The sequence below is a fragment of the Halomonas sp. LBP4 genome, assembly GCF_003202205.1.
GTDB lineage: Bacteria > Pseudomonadota > Gammaproteobacteria > Pseudomonadales > Halomonadaceae > Halomonas > Halomonas flagellata.
Map to the genome: position 1 here is coordinate 266,767 of NZ_PDOG01000004.1, position 18,341 is coordinate 285,107.

At 62.5% G+C, this 18,341-nt stretch carries 20 protein-coding genes; 2 read left to right on the top strand and 18 right to left on the bottom strand.

Annotated elements, in window-relative coordinates; translation table 11 throughout:
• Positions 1–12: 12 nt before the first annotated feature.
• The 17 genes from motB to CR157_RS14695 all read right to left on the bottom strand — a co-directional run bounded on the left by motB (position 13) and on the right by CR157_RS14695 (position 16,599).
• Positions 13–972 carry a flagellar motor protein MotB gene (gene motB / locus CR157_RS14620; protein ID WP_110284263.1) on the bottom strand — a complete coding sequence of 320 codons (960 nt, stop codon included), beginning with the start codon at positions 970–972 and terminating at the stop codon, positions 13–15.
• Complete coding sequence (gene motA / locus CR157_RS14625; RefSeq protein ID WP_110284264.1) at positions 969–1,841, bottom strand: flagellar motor stator protein MotA; 873 nt, start codon at positions 1,839–1,841, stop codon at positions 969–971. Before motA ends, motB begins: the two co-directional genes overlap by 4 nt.
• Before the next feature lie 216 nt (positions 1,842–2,057).
• Positions 2,058–2,636, bottom strand: coding sequence for a flagellar transcriptional regulator FlhC (gene flhC, locus CR157_RS14630; protein WP_110284265.1), 579 nt, complete (start codon positions 2,634–2,636; stop codon positions 2,058–2,060).
• A gap of 3 nt (positions 2,637–2,639) precedes the next feature.
• The gene (flhD, locus tag CR157_RS14635; RefSeq protein ID WP_110284266.1) at positions 2,640–2,957 is read right to left on the bottom strand and encodes a flagellar transcriptional regulator FlhD; all 318 of its coding nucleotides are present in this window, start codon (positions 2,955–2,957) and stop codon (positions 2,640–2,642) included.
• A 326-nt stretch (positions 2,958–3,283) separates the two neighbouring features.
• Positions 3,284–3,571: an EscU/YscU/HrcU family type III secretion system export apparatus switch protein gene (locus CR157_RS14640; RefSeq protein ID WP_110284586.1), complete on the bottom strand. Its 288-nt coding sequence runs from the start codon at positions 3,569–3,571 to the stop codon at positions 3,284–3,286.
• Entirely contained in the window at positions 3,568–4,788 is a 1,221-nt protein-coding gene (locus CR157_RS14645) for a flagellar hook-length control protein FliK (RefSeq protein WP_110284267.1), read from the bottom strand. Before CR157_RS14645 ends, CR157_RS14640 begins: the two co-directional genes overlap by 4 nt.
• On the bottom strand, positions 4,785–5,183 hold the full coding sequence (locus tag CR157_RS14650; RefSeq protein WP_110284268.1) for a flagellar protein FliT: 399 nt from the start codon (positions 5,181–5,183) through the stop codon (positions 4,785–4,787). The genes CR157_RS14645 and CR157_RS14650 overlap by 4 nt, the downstream gene beginning before the upstream one ends.
• 2 nt (positions 5,184–5,185) lie before the next feature.
• Positions 5,186–5,605: a flagellar export chaperone FliS gene (gene fliS, locus CR157_RS14655; RefSeq protein ID WP_110284587.1), complete on the bottom strand. Its 420-nt coding sequence runs from the start codon at positions 5,603–5,605 to the stop codon at positions 5,186–5,188.
• Between the two features lie 284 nt (positions 5,606–5,889).
• Positions 5,890–7,572: an HD domain-containing phosphohydrolase gene (locus tag CR157_RS14660; RefSeq protein ID WP_110284269.1), complete on the bottom strand. Its 1,683-nt coding sequence runs from the start codon at positions 7,570–7,572 to the stop codon at positions 5,890–5,892.
• 176 nt (positions 7,573–7,748) lie between these two features.
• Positions 7,749–8,375: an adenylyl-sulfate kinase gene (cysC, locus tag CR157_RS14665; protein WP_110284270.1), complete on the bottom strand. Its 627-nt coding sequence runs from the start codon at positions 8,373–8,375 to the stop codon at positions 7,749–7,751.
• Positions 8,372–8,671 carry a hypothetical protein gene (locus CR157_RS14670; RefSeq protein WP_181422074.1) on the bottom strand — a complete coding sequence of 100 codons (300 nt, stop codon included), beginning with the start codon at positions 8,669–8,671 and terminating at the stop codon, positions 8,372–8,374. Before CR157_RS14670 ends, cysC begins: the two co-directional genes overlap by 4 nt.
• Before the next feature lie 35 nt (positions 8,672–8,706).
• Positions 8,707–9,528 carry a hypothetical protein gene (locus CR157_RS22295; RefSeq protein ID WP_146218696.1) on the bottom strand — a complete coding sequence of 274 codons (822 nt, stop codon included), beginning with the start codon at positions 9,526–9,528 and terminating at the stop codon, positions 8,707–8,709.
• Complete coding sequence (locus tag CR157_RS14675; RefSeq protein WP_110284272.1) at positions 9,525–10,097, bottom strand: acyltransferase; 573 nt, start codon at positions 10,095–10,097, stop codon at positions 9,525–9,527. Before CR157_RS14675 ends, CR157_RS22295 begins: the two co-directional genes overlap by 4 nt.
• Before the next feature lie 22 nt (positions 10,098–10,119).
• Positions 10,120–13,023 carry an O-linked N-acetylglucosamine transferase family protein gene (locus CR157_RS14680; RefSeq protein WP_181422075.1) on the bottom strand — a complete coding sequence of 968 codons (2,904 nt, stop codon included), beginning with the start codon at positions 13,021–13,023 and terminating at the stop codon, positions 10,120–10,122.
• 216 nt (positions 13,024–13,239) lie between these two features.
• Entirely contained in the window at positions 13,240–14,061 is an 822-nt protein-coding gene (locus CR157_RS14685) for a flagellin N-terminal helical domain-containing protein (RefSeq protein WP_110284274.1), read from the bottom strand.
• A gap of 268 nt (positions 14,062–14,329) precedes the next feature.
• Entirely contained in the window at positions 14,330–15,688 is a 1,359-nt protein-coding gene (gene fliD / locus CR157_RS14690; RefSeq protein WP_110284275.1) for a flagellar filament capping protein FliD, read from the bottom strand.
• A 410-nt stretch (positions 15,689–16,098) separates the two neighbouring features.
• Positions 16,099–16,599 carry an EAL domain-containing protein gene (locus CR157_RS14695; protein ID WP_258364184.1) on the bottom strand — a complete coding sequence of 167 codons (501 nt, stop codon included), beginning with the start codon at positions 16,597–16,599 and terminating at the stop codon, positions 16,099–16,101.
• Between the two features lie 127 nt (positions 16,600–16,726).
• Between CR157_RS14695 and CR157_RS14700 the strand changes: the two genes are divergently transcribed.
• Together CR157_RS14700 and CR157_RS14705 are read left to right on the top strand one after the other, a co-directional pair.
• Positions 16,727–17,251: a hypothetical protein gene (locus CR157_RS14700; protein WP_110284276.1), complete on the top strand. Its 525-nt coding sequence runs from the start codon at positions 16,727–16,729 to the stop codon at positions 17,249–17,251.
• A 91-nt stretch (positions 17,252–17,342) separates the two neighbouring features.
• Positions 17,343–17,711 (top strand): flagellar protein FlaG, encoded by a 369-nt coding sequence (locus CR157_RS14705; RefSeq protein WP_110284277.1) that lies wholly within the window; start codon positions 17,343–17,345, stop codon positions 17,709–17,711.
• A gap of 57 nt (positions 17,712–17,768) precedes the next feature.
• Here the strand turns inward: CR157_RS14705 and fliE are convergent, their stop codons facing one another.
• On the bottom strand, positions 17,769–18,098 hold the full coding sequence (gene fliE, locus CR157_RS14710) for a flagellar hook-basal body complex protein FliE (protein ID WP_110284278.1): 330 nt from the start codon (positions 18,096–18,098) through the stop codon (positions 17,769–17,771).
• Between the last annotated feature and the right edge of the window lie 243 nt (positions 18,099–18,341).

Genomic DNA, 18,341 nt, shown 5'->3' on the forward strand with positions numbered 1-18,341 from the left:
TGTTGACGGGGCTCAGCGCCCCTGTTCGCCATCGAGGGCCTGGCGCAGGCTGTCGGTGAATCGCTCCACCGGCGCCGGGTCGATGGGACTGGTGTCTCGCCGCCTCAGCAGCGACGGCATGCCGGGGCCGTCCAGCAGGCTGGGCGAGCGGATCCGCTCGCTCACCTGCGGGAAGAGCACCAGCAGTTCGATGCGTCGGTTGATCGGGTCGACCGGGGCGGTATCCGGCATCGGCACCCGGTCGGCGAAGCCCGACACCCGCAGCAGCTTGTCCGGTTCCAGCCCGCCCGCCACCAGCTCGCGGCGCGAGGCGTTGGCCCGACCGCTGGCGAGCTCCCAGTTGCCGTAGCCCCGGTAGCCGTTGAGATAGGCCAGGCTGTCGGTATGGCCGCTGAGGCTCAGGTCATTGGGCAGCTCGTTGAGCAGCGGGGCGATGGTGCGCAGCAGGTCGCGCATGTAGGGCGCCACCCGGTCGCTGCCGAGATCGAACATCGGCCGCTGGTCGGTATCCAGCAGCTGGATCCTCAGCCCCTCCTGGGTCAGGTCGAAGCGCAGCTGCGGCCTCAGCTGGCGCAGCTCGGGATCGGCCTCGATCACCGTCTCGATGCGCCGCTGCAGGTCCATGAAGAAGCGCCGCTGCTCGTCGCTGGGGCGGGTCTGGGTGCGCATGTCGATGCGCGCCCGCTCGCCGTCGGTGTGGGCCGGATCCGGCCCGCCCCCGGGAATCGGCCGGGTGCTGCCGGTGATCCGCTCCCCGCCGGTGATGGCACCGACCAGCGGAGTACTGAAATAGTCGGCGACTCCCTCGCGCTGCTCCGGCGACGCCGCGGCGAGGATCCACATCACCAGGAACAGCGCCATCAGCGCCGTCATGAAGTCGGCCAGGGCGATCTTCCAGCTGCCGCCATGGTGGTGGTTGACCACCTTCTTGCGGCGGATGATGATCGGCCGCCGCTCCCCCGCCGTACTCATGCGCTACCCGCACCCGACCTGGCGTTGCGTACGTACTCCTCGAGCTCGCTGAAGCCGGGGCGTTCGGCGGTGTGCAGGGCCTTGCGGCCAAACTCCACCGCCAACTGCGGGGCATAGCCGTGCAGGCTGGCCAGCAGGGTGACCCGAATGCACTGCAGCATCTTCTCCGCCTCCTTGGCCTGGCGTTCGATACGGCTGGCCACCGGACTGATGAAGCCGTAGCCCAGCAGGATTCCCAGGAAGGTGCCGACCAGGGCGTGGGCAATCATCACGCCCATCTCGTCGGGAGCGGCATCGGCGGTGCTCAGGGCCCGTACCACCCCCATGACCGCCGCTACGATGCCGAAGGCGGGCATGGCGTCGCCGACCTTGGCAATGGCATCGGCAGGCACATGCGCCTCCTGCTCGAAGGCCTCGATCTCATGCAGCATCAGTTCGTCGATCTCCATGGGGTCCATGCTGCCGCTGACCATCAGGCGCAGGTAGTCGGTGAGGAAGTTCATGATCATGGGGTCGGCGAGCACCTGGGGGTGCTCGTTGAACAGCGTGCTCTCCGCGGGGTTGTCGATGTCCCGCTCGATCCCCAGCATGCCCTCGCGGCGGATCTTGGAGAGCAGCTTGAACTGCAGCGCCATCAGCTCCATGTAGAGCGCCTTGTTGTACTTCTTGGAGCGCCGCAGTCGCGGGAAGATGCGGAAAGTGGCCTTGATCGCCTTGCCGTTGTTGGAGGCGATGAAGGCGCCGATGCCGGCCCCGCCGATCATCAGGAACTCGGTGGGCTGGTAGAGCGGGCCCAGGCTACCGCCGGCCAGCACGAAGCCACCGAACACGCAGAGGATGACGACGATATATCCAAGGGGTATCAGCACTGCCGGTATCCTTTTCTCACAACGTTTTTCGCCCCACGGCTGGCGTTACACCATCGACGTCCCCGCGGCTCGACGCACGCGCTCGGCAGCGGGAGCGTCATCTCCGTTATCGGCAGCACCGAGAGGGACTTGAGGAAGAGGGCGGAAAAAATCGGCAGGGGCCGCCCCTGAACGACAGACGCCCCACGAAGGGGCGTCCGGTGGAATCGGCAGAGATCAGGCCTGGTGGCGAACGCCAGGTTCCCGGGCACTGTCGGCGGCCACGGCCGAGGCCTGCTGCCGCTTGCGGGTCTTGCCGGCCCGGGAGGGGGGCTGGCAGATGCCGCACACATAGTCGTGCGCGGGGCTGTGGGCGTGGGCGACGAAGTGACCGCCACAGCGGGCGCACTCCGAGAGCTGCAGCAGGTCGCTCTCGAAGAAGCGCACCAGGGTCCAGGCCCGGGTCAGCCCCAGCACTGCCTCGACGCCGTCGATCTGCACCTGTTCCCGGTAGAGCCGGAAGGCCCGCACGAAGGCCTCCATGCGCTCGCAGCCATGATCTTCCCGCAACCGCGAGTAGATGTTGTAGAACAGCGAGGAGTGGATATTGGGCAACCAGGTGATGAACCAGTCGGTGGAGAACGGCAGCATGCCCTTGGGCGGCGACATGCCGCGGACTTCCTTGTAGAGCTTGATCAGCCGGGCACGGCTGATGTCGGTTTCGGTTTCCAGCACCTGCAGCCGGGCCCCGAGCTCGATCAGCTCGATGGCCAGCTGCACCTGCTCCATTTCGGCGACCAGACTCTTCTGTGACATGGGTCAGGCTCCCACGGCCAGCTCTTCCTGACGGCAGGCCATCAGCAGGGACGCGTGGAAGTGGGAGAGACCCTGTTCGCGCTGATTGTGGGTCACCTGGCGTAGCCGCTCGGCGCTGTCATGGCCGAAGTGACACAGCAACTGGTTGGTCCGCGCCAGCTTCGCCAGCTGTCGGGCATTGAGCGACAGCAGTAGCTCCGCCATCTTGTCATCGATCTTGAGGCGGAACATCGCCGAGGTACGGTCGCCGTGCAGCATGCGCTGCGCGAGCAGAAGGTAGGCGAGGTTGAGTTCCTCGATCTCGTCCAGAATATCGTTCATGGCTCCCTAATTCCCTGCGCCAAGGTGGGCCCGCGTGCAGAGGGTGACACCCAAGGTTATTGTTTTTTTCCGCCCGGCCATGCTCTTCCGGCTTGGTCATCGTCGCGGACGTCAGTTCGCTGACAAATTGTGAACATTTATTGCCGGCTTGCAATCGTCCGAAATGCTACAGTCAGGAAACGAAAAAATCCGAGCCGGGACTGGTCAGAAAAAACATGAGAAAAATCATGCTACTGGCGTAGCGGAATCGAGTTAGCGTCTATCTTGCAACAAAGTAAAGTTTGATTTTTTACAAAAAAATATCATTTTTTTACAAAAGCAAACTGCTATCCAGCCCCTTTCCCCGCTTCATCGGCGATCTCGCGCACCCAGACCAGCAACTCGGCGATGACCCGGTAGAGATTCGGCGGAATCCGCTCGTCGAGATCCAGGCGCATCAACAGCGCCACCAGCTCCGGTGCGTCATGCACATGGATGCCCTGGCGCCGCGCCTCGGCCATGATGCGCTCGGCGAGCTCGCCATAGCCCTTGGCCACCACCCGCGGAGCATCGTCATCGTCACGGTAGGCCAGCGCCACGGCACGCTTGCGTCGCTCCTGCGGCTTGTCGCTCATGGCGCCCCCCCTGGGCCGGCCGGCCTGACGCACACCCTGACATCCTCCAGGCCGCAGGCCTCGAGGCGAGGCGTCAGCCGAGCGATGCCCTGTTCGAGTTCACGCAGCACGCCGGCCTCGTGGGCCCTGAGAGCGAGATCCAGCCGTTCGCCACGCAGCCAGAGGTCGACGCCCACCTCTCCCAGGCCGGCCACCTGCAGCGTCATGGCGGAACGCCAACCCTGCGATTCGTGCTCCTGCCGGCTGGCTTCGTCGTCCGGCGCCTCCTCGCCCTCCCGTTCCCCCGGGGGCAGGTGTACCACCAGCGCCATGAAGATGCCCGTCCAGATGTCGCCTTCCCAGCGCAGCACCGGCATGGCCAGCATCTCCAACTGATGGCGCACGATACCCTGCAGGCTCTCGTGCAACGGTTCCCGCGCCACGCGAACCGGCCGGCTTGTCGCCTCGTCCGACAACGGCTGCCCCGCGTCCGGCGCGCTGGGTTCGCGCCCGGCGACACCCGTGGCGGCCGTCGCAGTGAAGGTCGTTCCGGCCGGTGGCGGCGACGGAGGCGTCGCCACTCCGGCCGCCACCGGCCCGGCGCCGCGCTCGATGCCGGCCGGTGCTTCGCCTCCCCGCGTCCGGCCCGTCTCGGGCAGCGGCATATTCGCCTGCAGGGGAGCCAGCCTCTCGCGGGCGGCGGCAGGCGAGGCGGGGGAGAAGCGCTGGGTGCGCCACATCTGGGGTTCGCGCTGCAGTTGCCCGCGGGGCAGCTCGCCGCGGAACCAGCGTGCCAGATGGGATTCGTAGAACAGGCCGCTGTCACGCACGCTGCCCTGCAGGCGCTCCGCCAGCCGGGACGGCCGGGCTTCCCCGTCGGTGACCAACGGGAGGGGGGGGCGCACCACCGAGGGGGGAGCGGGAAAGCGAATCAGCAGATCGGCGATGGAGCGCGCCGAGGGACTGAAGTGGGTCTGGGTCGAAGGCGGCGTCGCCTCGCCGGCGGGCCGGGGCCCGGCAGGCGCGCCCTCCCCCGGCCGTGCCGTACGGGCGACTTCCGACAGGGGAGAGGAAGAGGCGCGGGCATCGAGCCGGGAATCGCTGTGCAGTGCCCGGGGAGCCTCGGAGGGGGCGACCGGCTTGACCGGCTCGTTGAGCGCCTTGGGCGGCGGGGTGTCGACCCGCTTGCCGAGCACCTGGTGCAACAGGGTGTCGATGAGAAGGTTGATCCCACTCACGACGGCTTCTTGGTGAAGCGCTGCTCGGCATCTATCGTCTGCGGCCCGTAGGTGCGCGACAGGGCCAGCTGCCGCCGCCCACTGCCGATCAGGCGATCGAGCTCGTCACGGCGCGCGACGAGGCGCTGACGGATCTCGAGATCCTGCTCGAGGATGCGCTCGAGCAGCTTGACCTTGCGCTCGCCCCCTTCGTCATCGAGGGGCAGCTCGGCATCCAGACGGCTGATGTGCTCGACCTGCACCACGTACTGCGTCTCCAGGTCGACAAGCGCCTCCCAGTCGGCATCCCGGGCCGAATCGAGCATACGCGAGGAGCGGTCGAGCAACGCCTCGTAGGCGCCGAGCAGGACCTGCTGGGCATCGGGGCCCCCGGGGGGTCTCTGGTGATGTCTCATCGTCAGCCCCCTGCTGCCTGGTCGCCGATCTCGCGCCAGGCGGATGCCACGTCGTCGAGCAACGCCTCGGCCTGGGTCAGGCTCTGCTCGTCGTTGTGCAGGTTGGCGGCCAGCAGCAGCCGTGAGATGTAGTCGTAGAGCGAGGCCAGCCGCTCGGCGATCTCGCCGCCCTGCTCGGCGTCGAGCGCCGCCATCAGGCCGTTGTTGACGATATCCAGGGCCTTGGAGATCGTCTTGCCCTTCTCCGCCGCATTGCCGGCCTGCATATGGAGGCGGGCGGCCCGGATCGAGGCCTGGGCCCCGTCGAAGAGCATCACGATCAACTGGTGGGGGCTGGCGGCCATGACCCCGCTCTCGACCCCGACCCGGGCATAGGCACCGGCTCCGCGGCCGTAGCCCGCCGCTCCACGCATGGCACTCATGGTCATCTCACTCCTGTCGTATCCCTCGGGTCGGGCTCATGCGGGCGGCACCGACTGGGCCCCGATCACTTCTTGCGCCCGAGCTGGGCATTCATCATGTCGAACTGCTGGGTCAGGCAGGCGCTAGTCCGGTTCATGCTGGCGATCATCGCATCAGGCTGACCGCATTACGCATCCTTTACGATCCAGCCAGTCTGCCAGACACTTCGCCGGATATTGCGACGAAAAGCCCCTGCCCGAAGGGTTATTTCCTTCTATCGGCGGGTGGCCGCAGGACTTTAGGCTCAGGTGGAAACCGGCACTTCGGCCACCGGAGGCCCCAGCCTCGCCAGCCGCTCGCCCTGCAGCACCTCGCCGAGCGATGCGCCCGGGGGCGCGGCCTCCCCGGCGAGCTGCACCCGGGCCGGCTGCCCGCGTTCGTCCAGGCCCTGCACCCAGCCCAGCTCGCCGCCCTCGAAACGCACCAGCGAGCCGATCGGCAGCAGGCCGAAGTGCCGGATGTAGCGTTTCACCCAACGCGGGTCGAAACGAGCGGGATGGCCGAGCAGATGACGATAGATATCGGCGATGCCCCAGGCGGGGCGATCCGCCCGATTGCGGCGCATGGCCTCCACGACGTCCACCACCATGGCCAGGCGCGTCAGCTCGTGAAGCCGCTCGCCGGACAACCCCCGGGGGTAGCCGCTGCCGTCGAGGCGTTCGTTGATGCGCTCCACCACGGCCTCCACCACGCCGCCGGCGAGCCACTGACAGTGCTCGAGACGCGGCCGCAGCAGCGCCACATGTGCGTGCAGCTGCGCTCGCTGGTCCCGATCGAGCCGGGGCGCCTCGAGCAGCGCCTTCGGCAGCAGCGCCTTGCCCAGATCGTGCACCATGGCACAGGCGACCATCGCCTTGCGCACATCACGGGGCATGGAGACGGTCGCGGCGAGGTCGAGCAGGTGCACCGCCACGGCGAGGCCATGGCGCACCATCACGGTTTCATACAGCATGCAGCGGGGAGCGAACAGCAACCCCTCGCGATCCTCGTCATGCAGCGCCAGCAGCCGATCGGCATGGCGCGAGAGCTGCACCGAATCCAGCGCGCGGCCCTGCTGGAGCTCGAGGAGCTGGGCATCCAGATAGCCGGCCACCTTGGCGAGCCGCCTGGCCATGGGCGTGGCATGGGCCTGTACATTGCGCCGACCCACTGGCGGCGGGGCCGAAGGCTCGGCCTGGAACAGCGGCGACGGCAGCAGCGAGGCATCCGCCTCCTTGGACAGGCGGGTTGCCTCCCGCTCGATCTCGCGCACGAAGAACCACAGCTGGCGCTCCTGCGCCCCGCTGGGCGCGACGAACCGGAAACCGGCCCGCACCGCCTGGCGCTCGGTATCGGCCACGTGATGACGCGGGTTCGCCCGGATCACGAAGCGGGTGCCGTTGGGAAAACAGAGCTCGACCTCCAGCGGCAGGGCCGAGGCCAGCCGGCTCGCCGCCCCGAGGGGCAGCTCCAGCTGGCAGCCCTCCAGCGACAGGTCCTTGAGATCGCCCTGGATCGACGCCTCGGCCTCACCGCCGCGCAGGATGGCCCCCACCTCCATGCCCAGCCGCAGCCTGGCACGGAAGGACTCGCGGCGCTGCAGGACGTCCAGACTGAGCGGATAGGGGCACTGGCACTGCAGGCGCCCCTCCGTCTCGAAGCATTTGCCCATCACCAGCGGCGGGGTACGCAACATCTTGTCGCGCGCCTGGCCCAACAGGCGGAAGGGCTGGCCGCGTTTGAGCGCCCCGGCGACCTCGCGGATGGCGCTGATGTCGAGCAGCAGGTGGTCGCCCGGCTGCTGCGCCTCGACCAGCACCGGCAGGGGCTTGCCACCCGATGCGTCGAACTGCAGGGAGGCGCCGCCCGGTTCGCTCAGCGCCTCGAGCAGCGCCTCGATCTCTGCCGGGCTCTCCACCCGGATATATCCTGCCTGCGGTCGTGTCATCCCAGCCTCTACCTGCCCCATGTGACGAGTCCAGCCTTGCCGAACTGAGATCGGCCTTCACGTACCATCGGCCATTGCGGCAGGAACTTGAGCTTGGATGATGCACTTGCCAATAAGTTTGCTGGGCTCGATGTTGGGATTGAAGATCTGGCGCCTCGGCCAGGCCCGCGGTACAGCTACACCACCAGCTTCAATAGCTCGTCTACGAGCTGCCCTTTCAAGCAGTTGCTGGCATCGATGACAACGTCCGGATTCAACGGAGGCTCATAAGGGCTATTGATTCCGGTAAAGTCCTGGATCTTTCCCACCCGGGCCTTTTTGTAGAGCCCTTTCGGGTCGCGCTGCTCGCATACTTCAAGTGGCGTAGCGACATGCACTTCAACAAACTCACCTTCGGAAAACAAGTCACGCGCGTTCTGGCGGTCTTCACGAAACGGCGATATGAAAGCCGTAATCACAATCAACCCGGCCTCGGTAAAAAGACGCGCCACTTCACCGATTCGGCGGATGTTCTCGGCGCGATCAGCCGCACTCATGCCGAGATCACGACACAAGCCGTGGCGAACGTTGTCGCCATCCAGGAGCATGGTGTGATAACCCAAGCGGTTCAATCGCACCTCTAGCTCATTCGCTAGGGTGGACTTCCCTGATCCAGAGAGCCCGGTGAACCACACGCACTTGCCTTTGTGTCCCTTGCCCCCCTCTCGCATTGCCTGGTTGACGCTGGCGGGATTCCAAACCACGTTCGCCTTGCATGCCGGGTGGCTCGGTCGAGAGGCGGGATCCTCCGCATCTCGGATCATCCCCGTGCCCACCGTGACATTGGCGAAGCGGTCATGGCGATGAAGCTGCCGGTGTCAGGGTGGCGCTTGGGCAGGTGCTCCACGTTCAGGCGAATGGTAAACAGCTCAAGCTCCAGGGCAGCGCGCTGCTCCTCGCGACGGGCACGCTCGCGAGGATCGCTGGCCGCCTCAATCACCGTATCGAAGGTATTATTGACCAATGCCTCTATCGTATGAAGGCGCGGAAGAACCTCGTGGATCAGGGCATGGGCGGTAATATATAGATAATAGTTCCTATAACCTACCCACTCATCCACGACCCTACAAATAGCACCCATTGATACCGAAGCCATCATCGAAATACTTTTTTAACACCATCATCCAAAAACAATGAATCAAGGGCCTTTTCAACAAACACAGGGTCGAAAAATGCCACTCTATTCAAGACTTCGGCTTCCTCTTCAAGAAATGAAAGAGCTTCAGGATATCGCCCTTTCACTTTATTGGGATTATGATGCACAGACGCAATTCCTTTATGATGCTCTTCAGCCACCTCTCTATCTGAAACGCTCAAACCAAAAAAGGCACCTACTTCCATCACATTGTCAAAATCATGGAAATCATTGGCTGTCAGCCAGCGATATTTTCCACCTTCATTATCGTAAATACTCGCTGCTTGTATTTGCCTCGCATAAGAATCAAGCACCCCCCAGTAGCAAAGCTGGTAGTCCGTCAAGCTTTCTGGCTCGTGAACTGGGAGACTTCCAGGAACACGAGGATCCGCCGAAAAATGCCTTCCCCTTTGCGTTCGCATTGGTGTACTCCCCCTCTCAAAAAGGCTGGATGCTGTTTTTCTGAAATCTCTATTCAAAAGTAGCAACCCAGGCATTATTCCCAGGCGGAGCAATGGGATCAAAAAGCCTTTACCAAAAACATTGCTCGTCTCTACATAATGACCTTCAGGATAACCATTGATATGATCAATCTTTTTTTCCAAGAAAGTAATGGCACGTTCGGGATCCTCTTTGACCAGAGGGAACACAGTGGCATAATTTGGCTCTGGTTCATGAAGGGAACGTGTATCATCAAATATCCTGAAGACTTCCGTCAAGAATGTTGTACCTGTTCTCCCATGAGTCACGGTAAAAATTAGATTCTTATTGGAAGAAGTCATAACGGCTCTCCCGTAATCTTTTTCACGGGCTTGGCAGGGCGGCCAGCAACGATAGTATTAGCGGGGACATCTCCCACAACAAGGCTACCCGCCGCAACAACAGCATTTTCCCCTATCACTGCCGGACCTAGTACGGTAGAGCCGGACCCCACCCACACTCCTCTCTTGACATGGATATCGCGCCCAGTGTCGGGCACCGCTGCAAGTCGCTCTTTCCCTGTCTTTTGATAGTCATGCGTTCCAGTAAGAAGCATACAACGATGACCGAAGAAACACTCCTCTTCTACTGTTACGTGCCCGGAACGAGTATTTATCAGAAGGTCATTAACAGATATCGTTGCTCTATCCAGATGCACCCGACTCTTATCCCCCCAAATACGAACCTGCCTGAGCTCATACTCAGCGATATAGGGCATCAAAAGCTTTGCCAAAACCGAGAGCTCTTGCTTCTTTGCCGTTCTCAACAAGCTCAAGAATTCGCTTTCCTGCCCCTCTGTAACTTTTTCCTCCTTCAGAGGAGGTGCTTTTTTAACCACCTTTTCTTTTTCCAAGTTGGCAACAGGTATCATAGCCAGCCCTCAAAAATATTTATTAGCAGCCATTCATCAGCCGATCAATATCTTGACTGATCGTATCGTCAAGTTCACATGACAACCGATCTTCCCCTTGAGCATATTGATATCCTATTGGCTCACTCTCGAAACCGTTTACTCCTGCAATGCCTTCAGCTATCAGATATCGTTCTGCTCTTTCGGGTTCCACGCTCGCTATCACCGAATAGGTGAAATCCTTTACGCCATATACCGTATGCAGTAAAAATGCCAGCTTGACCCGCTGATCATCACTCAGCACGGCTATACGCTCATGGCTGGGTAGAAACAACGCATCGGCACTCTCCAACTCGGTAGCCTGATACTGTTGCAAATCATCACGTGTCGGAAGGTAACTACGGTAGGCCAGATCGTTCAAGCGATAGAAACGAAAGCCATGCCGAGACATCCAGTGGCTAACTTCGGCAAGATTGGGCTGTCGTTCATGCGTCGGCTGAAAAGCGATACGTGCTTGGATCAGCAGGGTATCACGCAACGCTTGCGAGGCATGCTCCAGCACTTTCAGACCCTCATGATTGGCATCCAGAGCCAGTAAGTCGATGTTGGGAAGCCCCTCGATGCTATCGAGGGCGATCGTGGGAATCTGGTGCTGCTCGATATTGAGGTCGCCATCCAGTGGCGGAAGGGATGTGGGCTCAGCTCCCTCGGCGATATATAAGGTTGCAGGCTCGCCATCACCTAGACTGGTAGTGGGGAAGTACTGAATCTCGCCATACTGGGCCAGATGATCCACGGTCTCCAGTTTGCCCCCAGGGTCGAAGCTCAGCATCACGATACGCCCACTACCGAGCAACTCTCTTGCATCCGGGCGTGAGGCCAAAACGGCGCCATTGTCCACGGCGAGTACCGGGCTCTCCAGCTGCCAATCGAAACCATCACTGGGTAGCGCCAGGGCCAGCTTGACCGGTGCCTCCTCATCGGCGAACTGGGCCGCTCCGCTCTTGCTGAAGGTCAGTGCCTCAGGCACCTTGCCTTCGCAGTGGCGCTGCCAGATGGCGCGGAGCGCCGTGGTCAGGTGATTGGCGAAACGGGGACCATCACAGATGGGGGAGTCCATCAGGATGGTACGCAGGGATGCCCGGATGACCGCCAGGCTGGGCAGGTCGCTGGCCAGTTCCTTGGCCCGTCTGCGGAAGTCTTCCCAGCTATCGGTCACCAATTCGGGAAGCCCGGCATTGACCAGGTGGGTGGCGCTATGGCGCCCAGCGAAGGTGGGGCCGACCCGGGTCACAACCGGTACCCCCATCATCAGGGCCTCGCAGGTGGTCAGCCCCCCGGAGTAGGGCCAGGTATCCAGGGCGATATCGATGCGCTGGTAGGTGGCCATGAATTCTCGATGCTGAGCAGGCCCTTCCAGAATCAGGCGATCGCTACTTATTCCGTGCTCGGCAAGAGTACCGAAAACCTTATTACGATAACGCTTGCTCTCGAATTGAACCCCTCTTAGCAACAGCTTGCTACCCGGGATCTCATGAAGGAGTACGGCCCACTCTGCCAACATCGGCGGCGATAGCTTGGCCGGGTTGTTCAAGCAACCAAAAGTGATGTAACCGTTTCTCAGTGCCGGAAGAGAATTCCCTGGGGGGGCATCTTCGGGAACATGGTAACAGATATAGTCATCGGGAAGACGAATCAAGCTTTCCGTATAAAGCGAGTCGATGCCATCGGGGGCCTCGATACTATCGCCAAGCAGATAGTCGATGCAGCTTAACCCAGTAGTATTTATCAGGCTGCCTACCCACTTGACGATCAGTGGAGCAGGTTCACGAGCCAGGGTATCGCAACGCGATCCCTCACCGGCACCGTTCATATCGATCAGGATATCGATGCCATCATCGCGAAACTTCCGATCCAGCTGGCTATCGCCGAGTCCTTCGATCACCTCCCAGCGGTGTACCACCCGCTGAATTTTTTGGGTCAGCTCATCGACTACCTGACTGGTGCTATAGGCAATCAATTCGAACTGCTCGGCCGCCAAGTTCTCTAGTGCCGGAAGTATCATCTGCCCCACCGGGTGCATTCTGAAACCGCCGGAGAGCAAGCCAATGCGCAGCTTCTTCGCGGGATCCTTCAACGTATCGGCGCGCCCCGAGGGAGACGGTTTGGCAAAGCGTTTTTCCCACTCAAGCGCCTTGACGAAGATATCTTCGGCACTATATTCCGGATTATAGTGTGCCGTCATCAGGAGATTCGAATGAACCTGGCCATTCGAGGGGTCTAACTCCAGCTCCTTCGCAAAATGTGCCTCGGCTTTCTTATAGCTACCCTCCCTGACATAGAGGGTGGCGATATGGTTGTGCACCCCAATGTGCTTCGGGTTGACTGCCAGCAGTCTCTCCAAGGTCTCCAGGGCATCATCATGGCGCTTGAGCTGGTCGAGGATGCGCGCTCTCCATAGCAGCGCCTCTTCATGACGGGCATCCAGCGCCAGGGCACGGTCGTTAACCTCAAGAGCCTTACGGTTATTGCCCAGTTGATGACAGGCACGGCTTAACCATACTAAGGCCACTAGGTGGGCCGGCGTAGCCTCGACGACCTCCTCCAGAGCCGTCACCGCGGCAGCGGCCCTCCCCGCCAGCACCTGATACTGGGCCAGTTTCAGCAGTTGGGCGGCACCTGGCGTCGCCACCAGTTCCACCACCCTTGCCATGGCATCACTGGCATCGTCAAATCGCTCTAACCGCCCCAGCACATTGGCATAGAGCTCATGGGCCTGGGCGGCGCCTGGATAGCGTTGCACCATGGCTTCGGCCAACCGCAGCGCTCGAGAGTAACCCCCTCCTTGAAACGCCATATCGAAGGCGCTGAGTTGAGCGGTCGGTAAGGTGTTACCGGCCTCGGGAGCGCGCGTAGTGGAGCGTCGACGAGCATGTTTCTTGGCCATGGCAAGGGCACCTTGACAGTCGGATACGATGATAATTGCCAAGGATAGCGATTCTTGCGGTGGGGGGATGGTGGCAAATAGCCTCTCACTACCCCTCATTTCTTCTCTTAGGAGGTGGCCTAGTCACCCGTGCCCACAACGAAGCGAGGCTGGCCAGAAGGCCAGCCTCGAGGCAAGGAGTGCGCGGCGCAATCCTTGCTGCCAAGCGGTTGCGTCTTAGCCCAGCAGGGAAAGCACCGTCTGCGGGGTCTGGTTGGCCTGTGCCAGCATGGAAGTACCCGCCTGCTGCAGGATATTCGCACGGGTCATATTGGAGACCTCGACCGCGAAGTCGGCATCCTCGATCCGCGAGCGGGCCTCGGTGAGGTTGGTGGTATTGGTGGTCAGGTTCTCGATCACCGAATCGAAGCGGTTCAGGGTCGCACCCAGGGTCGCCCGGTTGTCATCGATGGTCTGAAGAGCCGTATCAACGGAGTCGATGGCAGTCTGAGCCGCTGTAAAGGAAGAAACATCCAATGCACCAACACCCAGAGTCGCTGCAGTTGCATCAACAGTTGCCACAGCGATGTCATCAACACCGGCAGTGGTATTGGCACCCACCTGAATGTTCAGCGTTGCAACAGCATTCAGCAGAGCGGTATCGTTGAAGGTGGTCGCACCGGCCACACGATCGATCTCTGCGACACGCTCATCGATCTCGAGCTGGATGGAAGCCCGGTCTTCGGTAGAGTTGGTATCGTTGGCCGCCTGCACCGCCAGCTCACGGATACGCTGCAGGTTGTCGCTGATCTGGTTCAGGCCGCCTTCCATGGTCTGCGTAAGGGAGATGCCATCGTTGGCATTACGCTCGGCCTGCTGCATGCCCCTGATCTGGGCGGTCATACGGTTGGCGATGGCCTGGCCGGCGGCATCGTCGGCGGCGCTGTTGATACGCAGACCGGAGGAAAGGCGTTCCTGGGCCTTGGCCAACATGGACTGGGAGGACTTCAGGTTGTTCTGGCCGATCAGGGCGGTGATATTGGTATTGATCACGGACATGGTGTCATTCCTTCTTCGTTAAGGGCTCCATTGGCCGCCCCGAGCCTTGCAACGGCGGGGCCTGCCGCAACGGCGCCGTTGGCCGTTACCCTAGTTAACGGCCAGGCCGGGCAGGACTTTAGGGGCTGGATGAATTTTTTTCGTATCCCCCAGAGGCGATGCCCAGCCCGGCACTGGCCCCAGCTGACACCAAGCGCGCCACCTTCGCTCCAATACGAAAGCGGGCCCGAATCGACGGGCCCGCGTAAAGGAAATCGCTCAGGAAGGACTAAGAATCGTTCTGAAAATTCAGTGAACTAAGCTGCTGCGTCAGGAAATCGTTGATGGAGTTCATTTGCGCCAGCATGGCATCCAGTTGCCCAAACTGTTGGCGCAAACGATCGACGGTGCGTTCGATGCGCACCTCGGTGCGGTCGAAGCGCTCCTCGAGCCGCCCCACTCGCCCTTCGGAACTGTCGATGGAACGCTTGAGAATCCCGTCACTGTCCAGCACCTGACCCAGGGTCGCCTCCAGGCGTCCGGCCATACCGGCCTCATCGCTATCGCCGGCGAAGAAGTCGGCCAGGGCCTGGGGATTACTGGCGATCGCCTCATCGAGCTTGGTCTCGTCGAGCTCCAGGCGCCCCTCGGGGGTCAACGAGATGCCCAGTTGAGAGAAGAGCTCGATGTCTCCCCCCTCCACCAAGTCGCCAAGATCACGACTAAGGCGCGACTCGATGGTGCGCACGGTACGATCGCCGACCAGCTCGCCGGCGGTCTCCGGATCACCGGTCACCGCCGTCATCCGCCCGATGGTGGACTTCATCTCGTTATAGGCAGAAACGAACTCGCCGACGGCTTCCTTGAGGGACTCACTGTCCTGCTCGATCACCACCGTGGCCGTTTTGCCTTCGGCACTGGCATCCAATGTGAGGGTCACCCCCTGGATGGCATCTTCCACGGTATTGGACGTGCTGGTGATCTCGATGCCGTTGATGTTCAGCAGGGCATCACGCCCCAGCTGCTGGGTGCTGGCATCCGCTTCCAGGGTGGCGTCAGTGAAGTTGGTGAAGGTCATGTCGGTAATCCCGGCATCCTCGCCGGTTTCCTTCGAGGTCAGCACCAGACGGTGGCCCTCCCCATCGTTGATGATCGAGGCATTGACGCCGGCATCCGGGTCATCGTTGATGGTATCGCGGATCTCCGCCAGGGTAGCGTCTTGAGCCAGTGCCACGCTGTGGGTTGAGCCATCGCCGAAGGTAAGGTCGATGCTGGCGTCGGCATCGGTCAGGGTGGCTTCCAGATCGGTCACCCGCGTACTGGCCAGGCTGCCGGCACGGGCAGTCTGAGTCACCGTGACCTCATAGCTCCCGGCAGTCGCCTCGGCGCTCGCCGTGGCACTGATGCCGTCCCCCTGCACGCTGGCGCTCAGAGCGGTGTAGAGCGAGGTGTCGTTGAGCTTGGCCACGGCGTCCTGGAACTTGTCCAAGCCGGACTGCAGGCGCCCATAGGCCGAGATCTTGGCCTGCTCCTGGGCCTTCTGCTGAGTAATGGGCTGCAGCTTCTGGCGCTCGGCAGCGCTCAGCTGATTGAGCAAGCCAGTCAGGTCGAGCCCGGAGCCAACTCCGAGAGAGGAAATACTTGCCATATGCTCGCCTCCTTGAACGGTGGTAGTAAACCAAGGTCACCTACTCTATCGGCCTCTTCCGAGGCAACTTTAGGGAAACGCTCCATCAGAATCCTCACCCATACCGAATATGATGCCGCCTTGCACTGTCGGGTGAATTGGCCTCCTCTCCCTGGGGCCACGGCGATCACCGCCACGGTAGCGATGAGGATGCGAAGACGCAGGGAGGTAGGCATGGACACTCTCTCAGGCAGGGAAGTCGAGCAAGGGGCGGCACGCGGGTGCTACGCGCCGTCCCGACGCCATATCGGCGGCCTCGCCTACGACTTTAGGATGCAGGGCTCATTCCCTGGCGATAGCCGCGCCCTCCCACGCCACCAGGGCCCGTAGCCATCGCCGCTCGAACCCGGCGGCGTCGACCGGACGCCCGGTCAGGTAGCCCTGGAGCAGACCGACGGGATAGCGAGAGAGTGCCTGGCGCTGGGCTTCGGTCTCCATCCCTTCGGCGACCACGCGCAGGCCCAGCTCTCGCGCCAGGCCCGGAGCTGGGCCGCCACCAGCCGCATCAGTCGCTGGCCCAGGGGGATGATCAGTCCCGAGCGCTCCGCCAGGGGGATGAACTCCCTTGGGGAGACCGCACCGAACCCCGGCGGGCTCCAGCGCAGCAGCGCCTCGGCGCCATGCACCTCGCCGCTGTCGCGCTCGACCAGCGGTTGATAGTGCACCTCCAGCCCCTCACCGCTCTCCATGCACCCCACCCGGAACTCATGGCCACCCATCGAGAAGGGCTCGCTGACCTCCTCGATCCGCCGCCGCGCCACCCGGGTCACCGCATCCAGGGCGTCGAACTCGGGCAGCAGCACGAGGAACTCGTCGCCGCCCTCGCAGGCCGGCCGCTTGCCTGACCACCGGCTGACAGTCAGTCGGCCCAAACCGGACAACGCTTGATGCCACTCGACCAGCGGTGGAATTAAAGATGCCGCGCCACTGGCCGATAGCCAAGGAACCAATAACAAACGCGATCCCCGGATGGCTTAACCCACAGGTGAGGACGCAGCGATGACCCGCATGGAGACCTTCCCCACGGCATCGGACATGAACGTCGTCGACAGGCTCAATCTGGCACTGAAGCGGCTGGGTGAGCGCGACGCGGCCCTGCTGGACGACGAGGCGAGCGAACGGAGTATCGCCTGTCGCCTGGCCTGCCACCTGCAACCGCTGTTCCCCGACTGGGACGTCGACTGCGAGTTCAACTGCTGGGTCGACCCCAGGCAGCGCAAGGGTAACCTGGTGGTCGCCACCACCAGCGATGCCACCGAGGCGCGCACCATCTTTCCCGACCTGCTGATCCACCGCCGTGGCCACGACGAGCGCCTGGCGGTGATCGAGCTGCACAAGAGCACCCTGCAGCAGTCACGCCACCGGGAGCTCAAGAAGCTTCGCCAGTGCCAGTCGCGGCTCGGCTGCCGGCATGCCTTGCTGATCGAGGTCGGCGTCGGCGAGGCCCGCGGCGAGCACCGGCTGGAAGCCCTCTCGGCCGGCACCGGCATTAAAGCCCCGGCCCGGCGTGCCGATAATCGCTAGTGACTGTCACTCGTGACGGAATCTATCAGGGTCGCCGCGGCCGGTACCGGCGCGGCCTCATCACGACAGCAAGCACCAAAGGAAGCCGGCCATGAGCTCACCGCTGACCGACGCGACATCCGCTCCCTCGACCTCGCCCTTCAACGACCTGACGCCACGCCAACAGGTCGAGAGGGTACTCGCCAACCTGCCTACCGCCGGCGGCGCCCTGGCCCAGGCCGAGAGCAGCAGCGTGGCGCTGGGCAGGGGCGAGCTGGTCGAACCGATCCAGCGTATCAACGAGGTGATGCGTCACTACGGGGTGCAGTTCGAGCTGGCGGAGCACGAGTCGCGGGTGGTGACCCGCATCGTCGACCGCGAGAGCGGCGAGGTGATCCGCCAGATTCCCGCCGAGGAGGTGCTGAAGATCGCCGAGCGGCTGCAGGAGGTCCAGGGCCGGCTGGTCGACCTGGAAGCATGACACTGGTGTCGACCCGAGTGTATTTCCGTCGCGAGCGATGAGAGGCAGCAGGAAAGACTAAACCTGCATGTTCATCACGTCCTTGTACGCCGTCACCAGGCGGTTGCGCACCTGAACCCCCATCTGGAAGGCCACGCTGGCCTTCTGCATGTCGACCATCAGGTCGTTGAGCTCGACATCAGGGTCGCCGGCCTGGAAGGCCTCGGCCTTGGCCGCCGAGGCCTGCTGCAGGCGGTTGATGCGCTGGATCGAGGCCTGCAGCTCACCGGCGAAGCCGCCCGCCCCCACCGCCGTGGCTACCTGCTGGCCCTTGGGCGGCTGACCGGCGGCCTGGGTCGCCAGCGACTGCATCTGGGTCAGTGCCGACTGAATCGCGGGTGAACTCATGGAAACCCCTCGCCTGTGACGGTAAAAACAGTGCTGCCAAGGCTACCAACCCCGGCGGGAAACCATGCCCCCAAATGGGCACGAAAAGACGGGCTTTTCCGCGGTTCACGCTCGACGCTGCCGCGGATAATGGCGTCCATCAGAGTTCCGCCTGTTCGACCGGGCGGCCAACCGCGATGAATGGACGCAGGACATGCCTTCTTCTTCGATGACCGTGGGACCCGGGATCCACTGCACCCCCTC

Bases quoted from the DNA above. Each gene is read 5' to 3' on its own strand.
- motB (WP_110284263.1), bottom strand. From the start codon at position 972: ATGAGTACGGCGGGGGAGCGGCGGCCGATCATCATCCGCCGCAAGAAG.
- flhC (WP_110284265.1), bottom strand. From the start codon at position 2,636: ATGTCACAGAAGAGTCTGGTCGCCGAAATGGAGCAGGTGCAGCTGGCC.
- flhD (WP_110284266.1), bottom strand. From the start codon at position 2,957: ATGAACGATATTCTGGACGAGATCGAGGAACTCAACCTCGCCTACCTT.
- CR157_RS14640 (WP_110284586.1), bottom strand. From the start codon at position 3,571: ATGAGCGACAAGCCGCAGGAGCGACGCAAGCGTGCCGTGGCGCTGGCC.
- CR157_RS14650 (WP_110284268.1), bottom strand. From the start codon at position 5,183: ATGAGACATCACCAGAGACCCCCCGGGGGCCCCGATGCCCAGCAGGTC.
- fliS (WP_110284587.1), bottom strand. From the start codon at position 5,605: ATGAGTGCCATGCGTGGAGCGGCGGGCTACGGCCGCGGAGCCGGTGCC.
- CR157_RS14660 (WP_110284269.1), bottom strand. From the start codon at position 7,572: ATGACACGACCGCAGGCAGGATATATCCGGGTGGAGAGCCCGGCAGAG.
- cysC (WP_110284270.1), bottom strand. From the start codon at position 8,375: ATGATCCGAGATGCGGAGGATCCCGCCTCTCGACCGAGCCACCCGGCA.
- CR157_RS22295 (WP_146218696.1), bottom strand. From the start codon at position 9,528: ATGACTTCTTCCAATAAGAATCTAATTTTTACCGTGACTCATGGGAGA.
- CR157_RS14675 (WP_110284272.1), bottom strand. From the start codon at position 10,097: ATGATACCTGTTGCCAACTTGGAAAAAGAAAAGGTGGTTAAAAAAGCA.
- CR157_RS14680 (WP_181422075.1), bottom strand. From the start codon at position 13,023: ATGGCCAAGAAACATGCTCGTCGACGCTCCACTACGCGCGCTCCCGAG.
- CR157_RS14685 (WP_110284274.1), bottom strand. From the start codon at position 14,061: ATGTCCGTGATCAATACCAATATCACCGCCCTGATCGGCCAGAACAAC.
- fliD (WP_110284275.1), bottom strand. From the start codon at position 15,688: ATGGCAAGTATTTCCTCTCTCGGAGTTGGCTCCGGGCTCGACCTGACT.
- CR157_RS14700 (WP_110284276.1), top strand. From the start codon at position 16,727: ATGACCCGCATGGAGACCTTCCCCACGGCATCGGACATGAACGTCGTC.
- CR157_RS14705 (WP_110284277.1), top strand. From the start codon at position 17,343: ATGAGCTCACCGCTGACCGACGCGACATCCGCTCCCTCGACCTCGCCC.
- fliE (WP_110284278.1), bottom strand. From the start codon at position 18,098: ATGAGTTCACCCGCGATTCAGTCGGCACTGACCCAGATGCAGTCGCTG.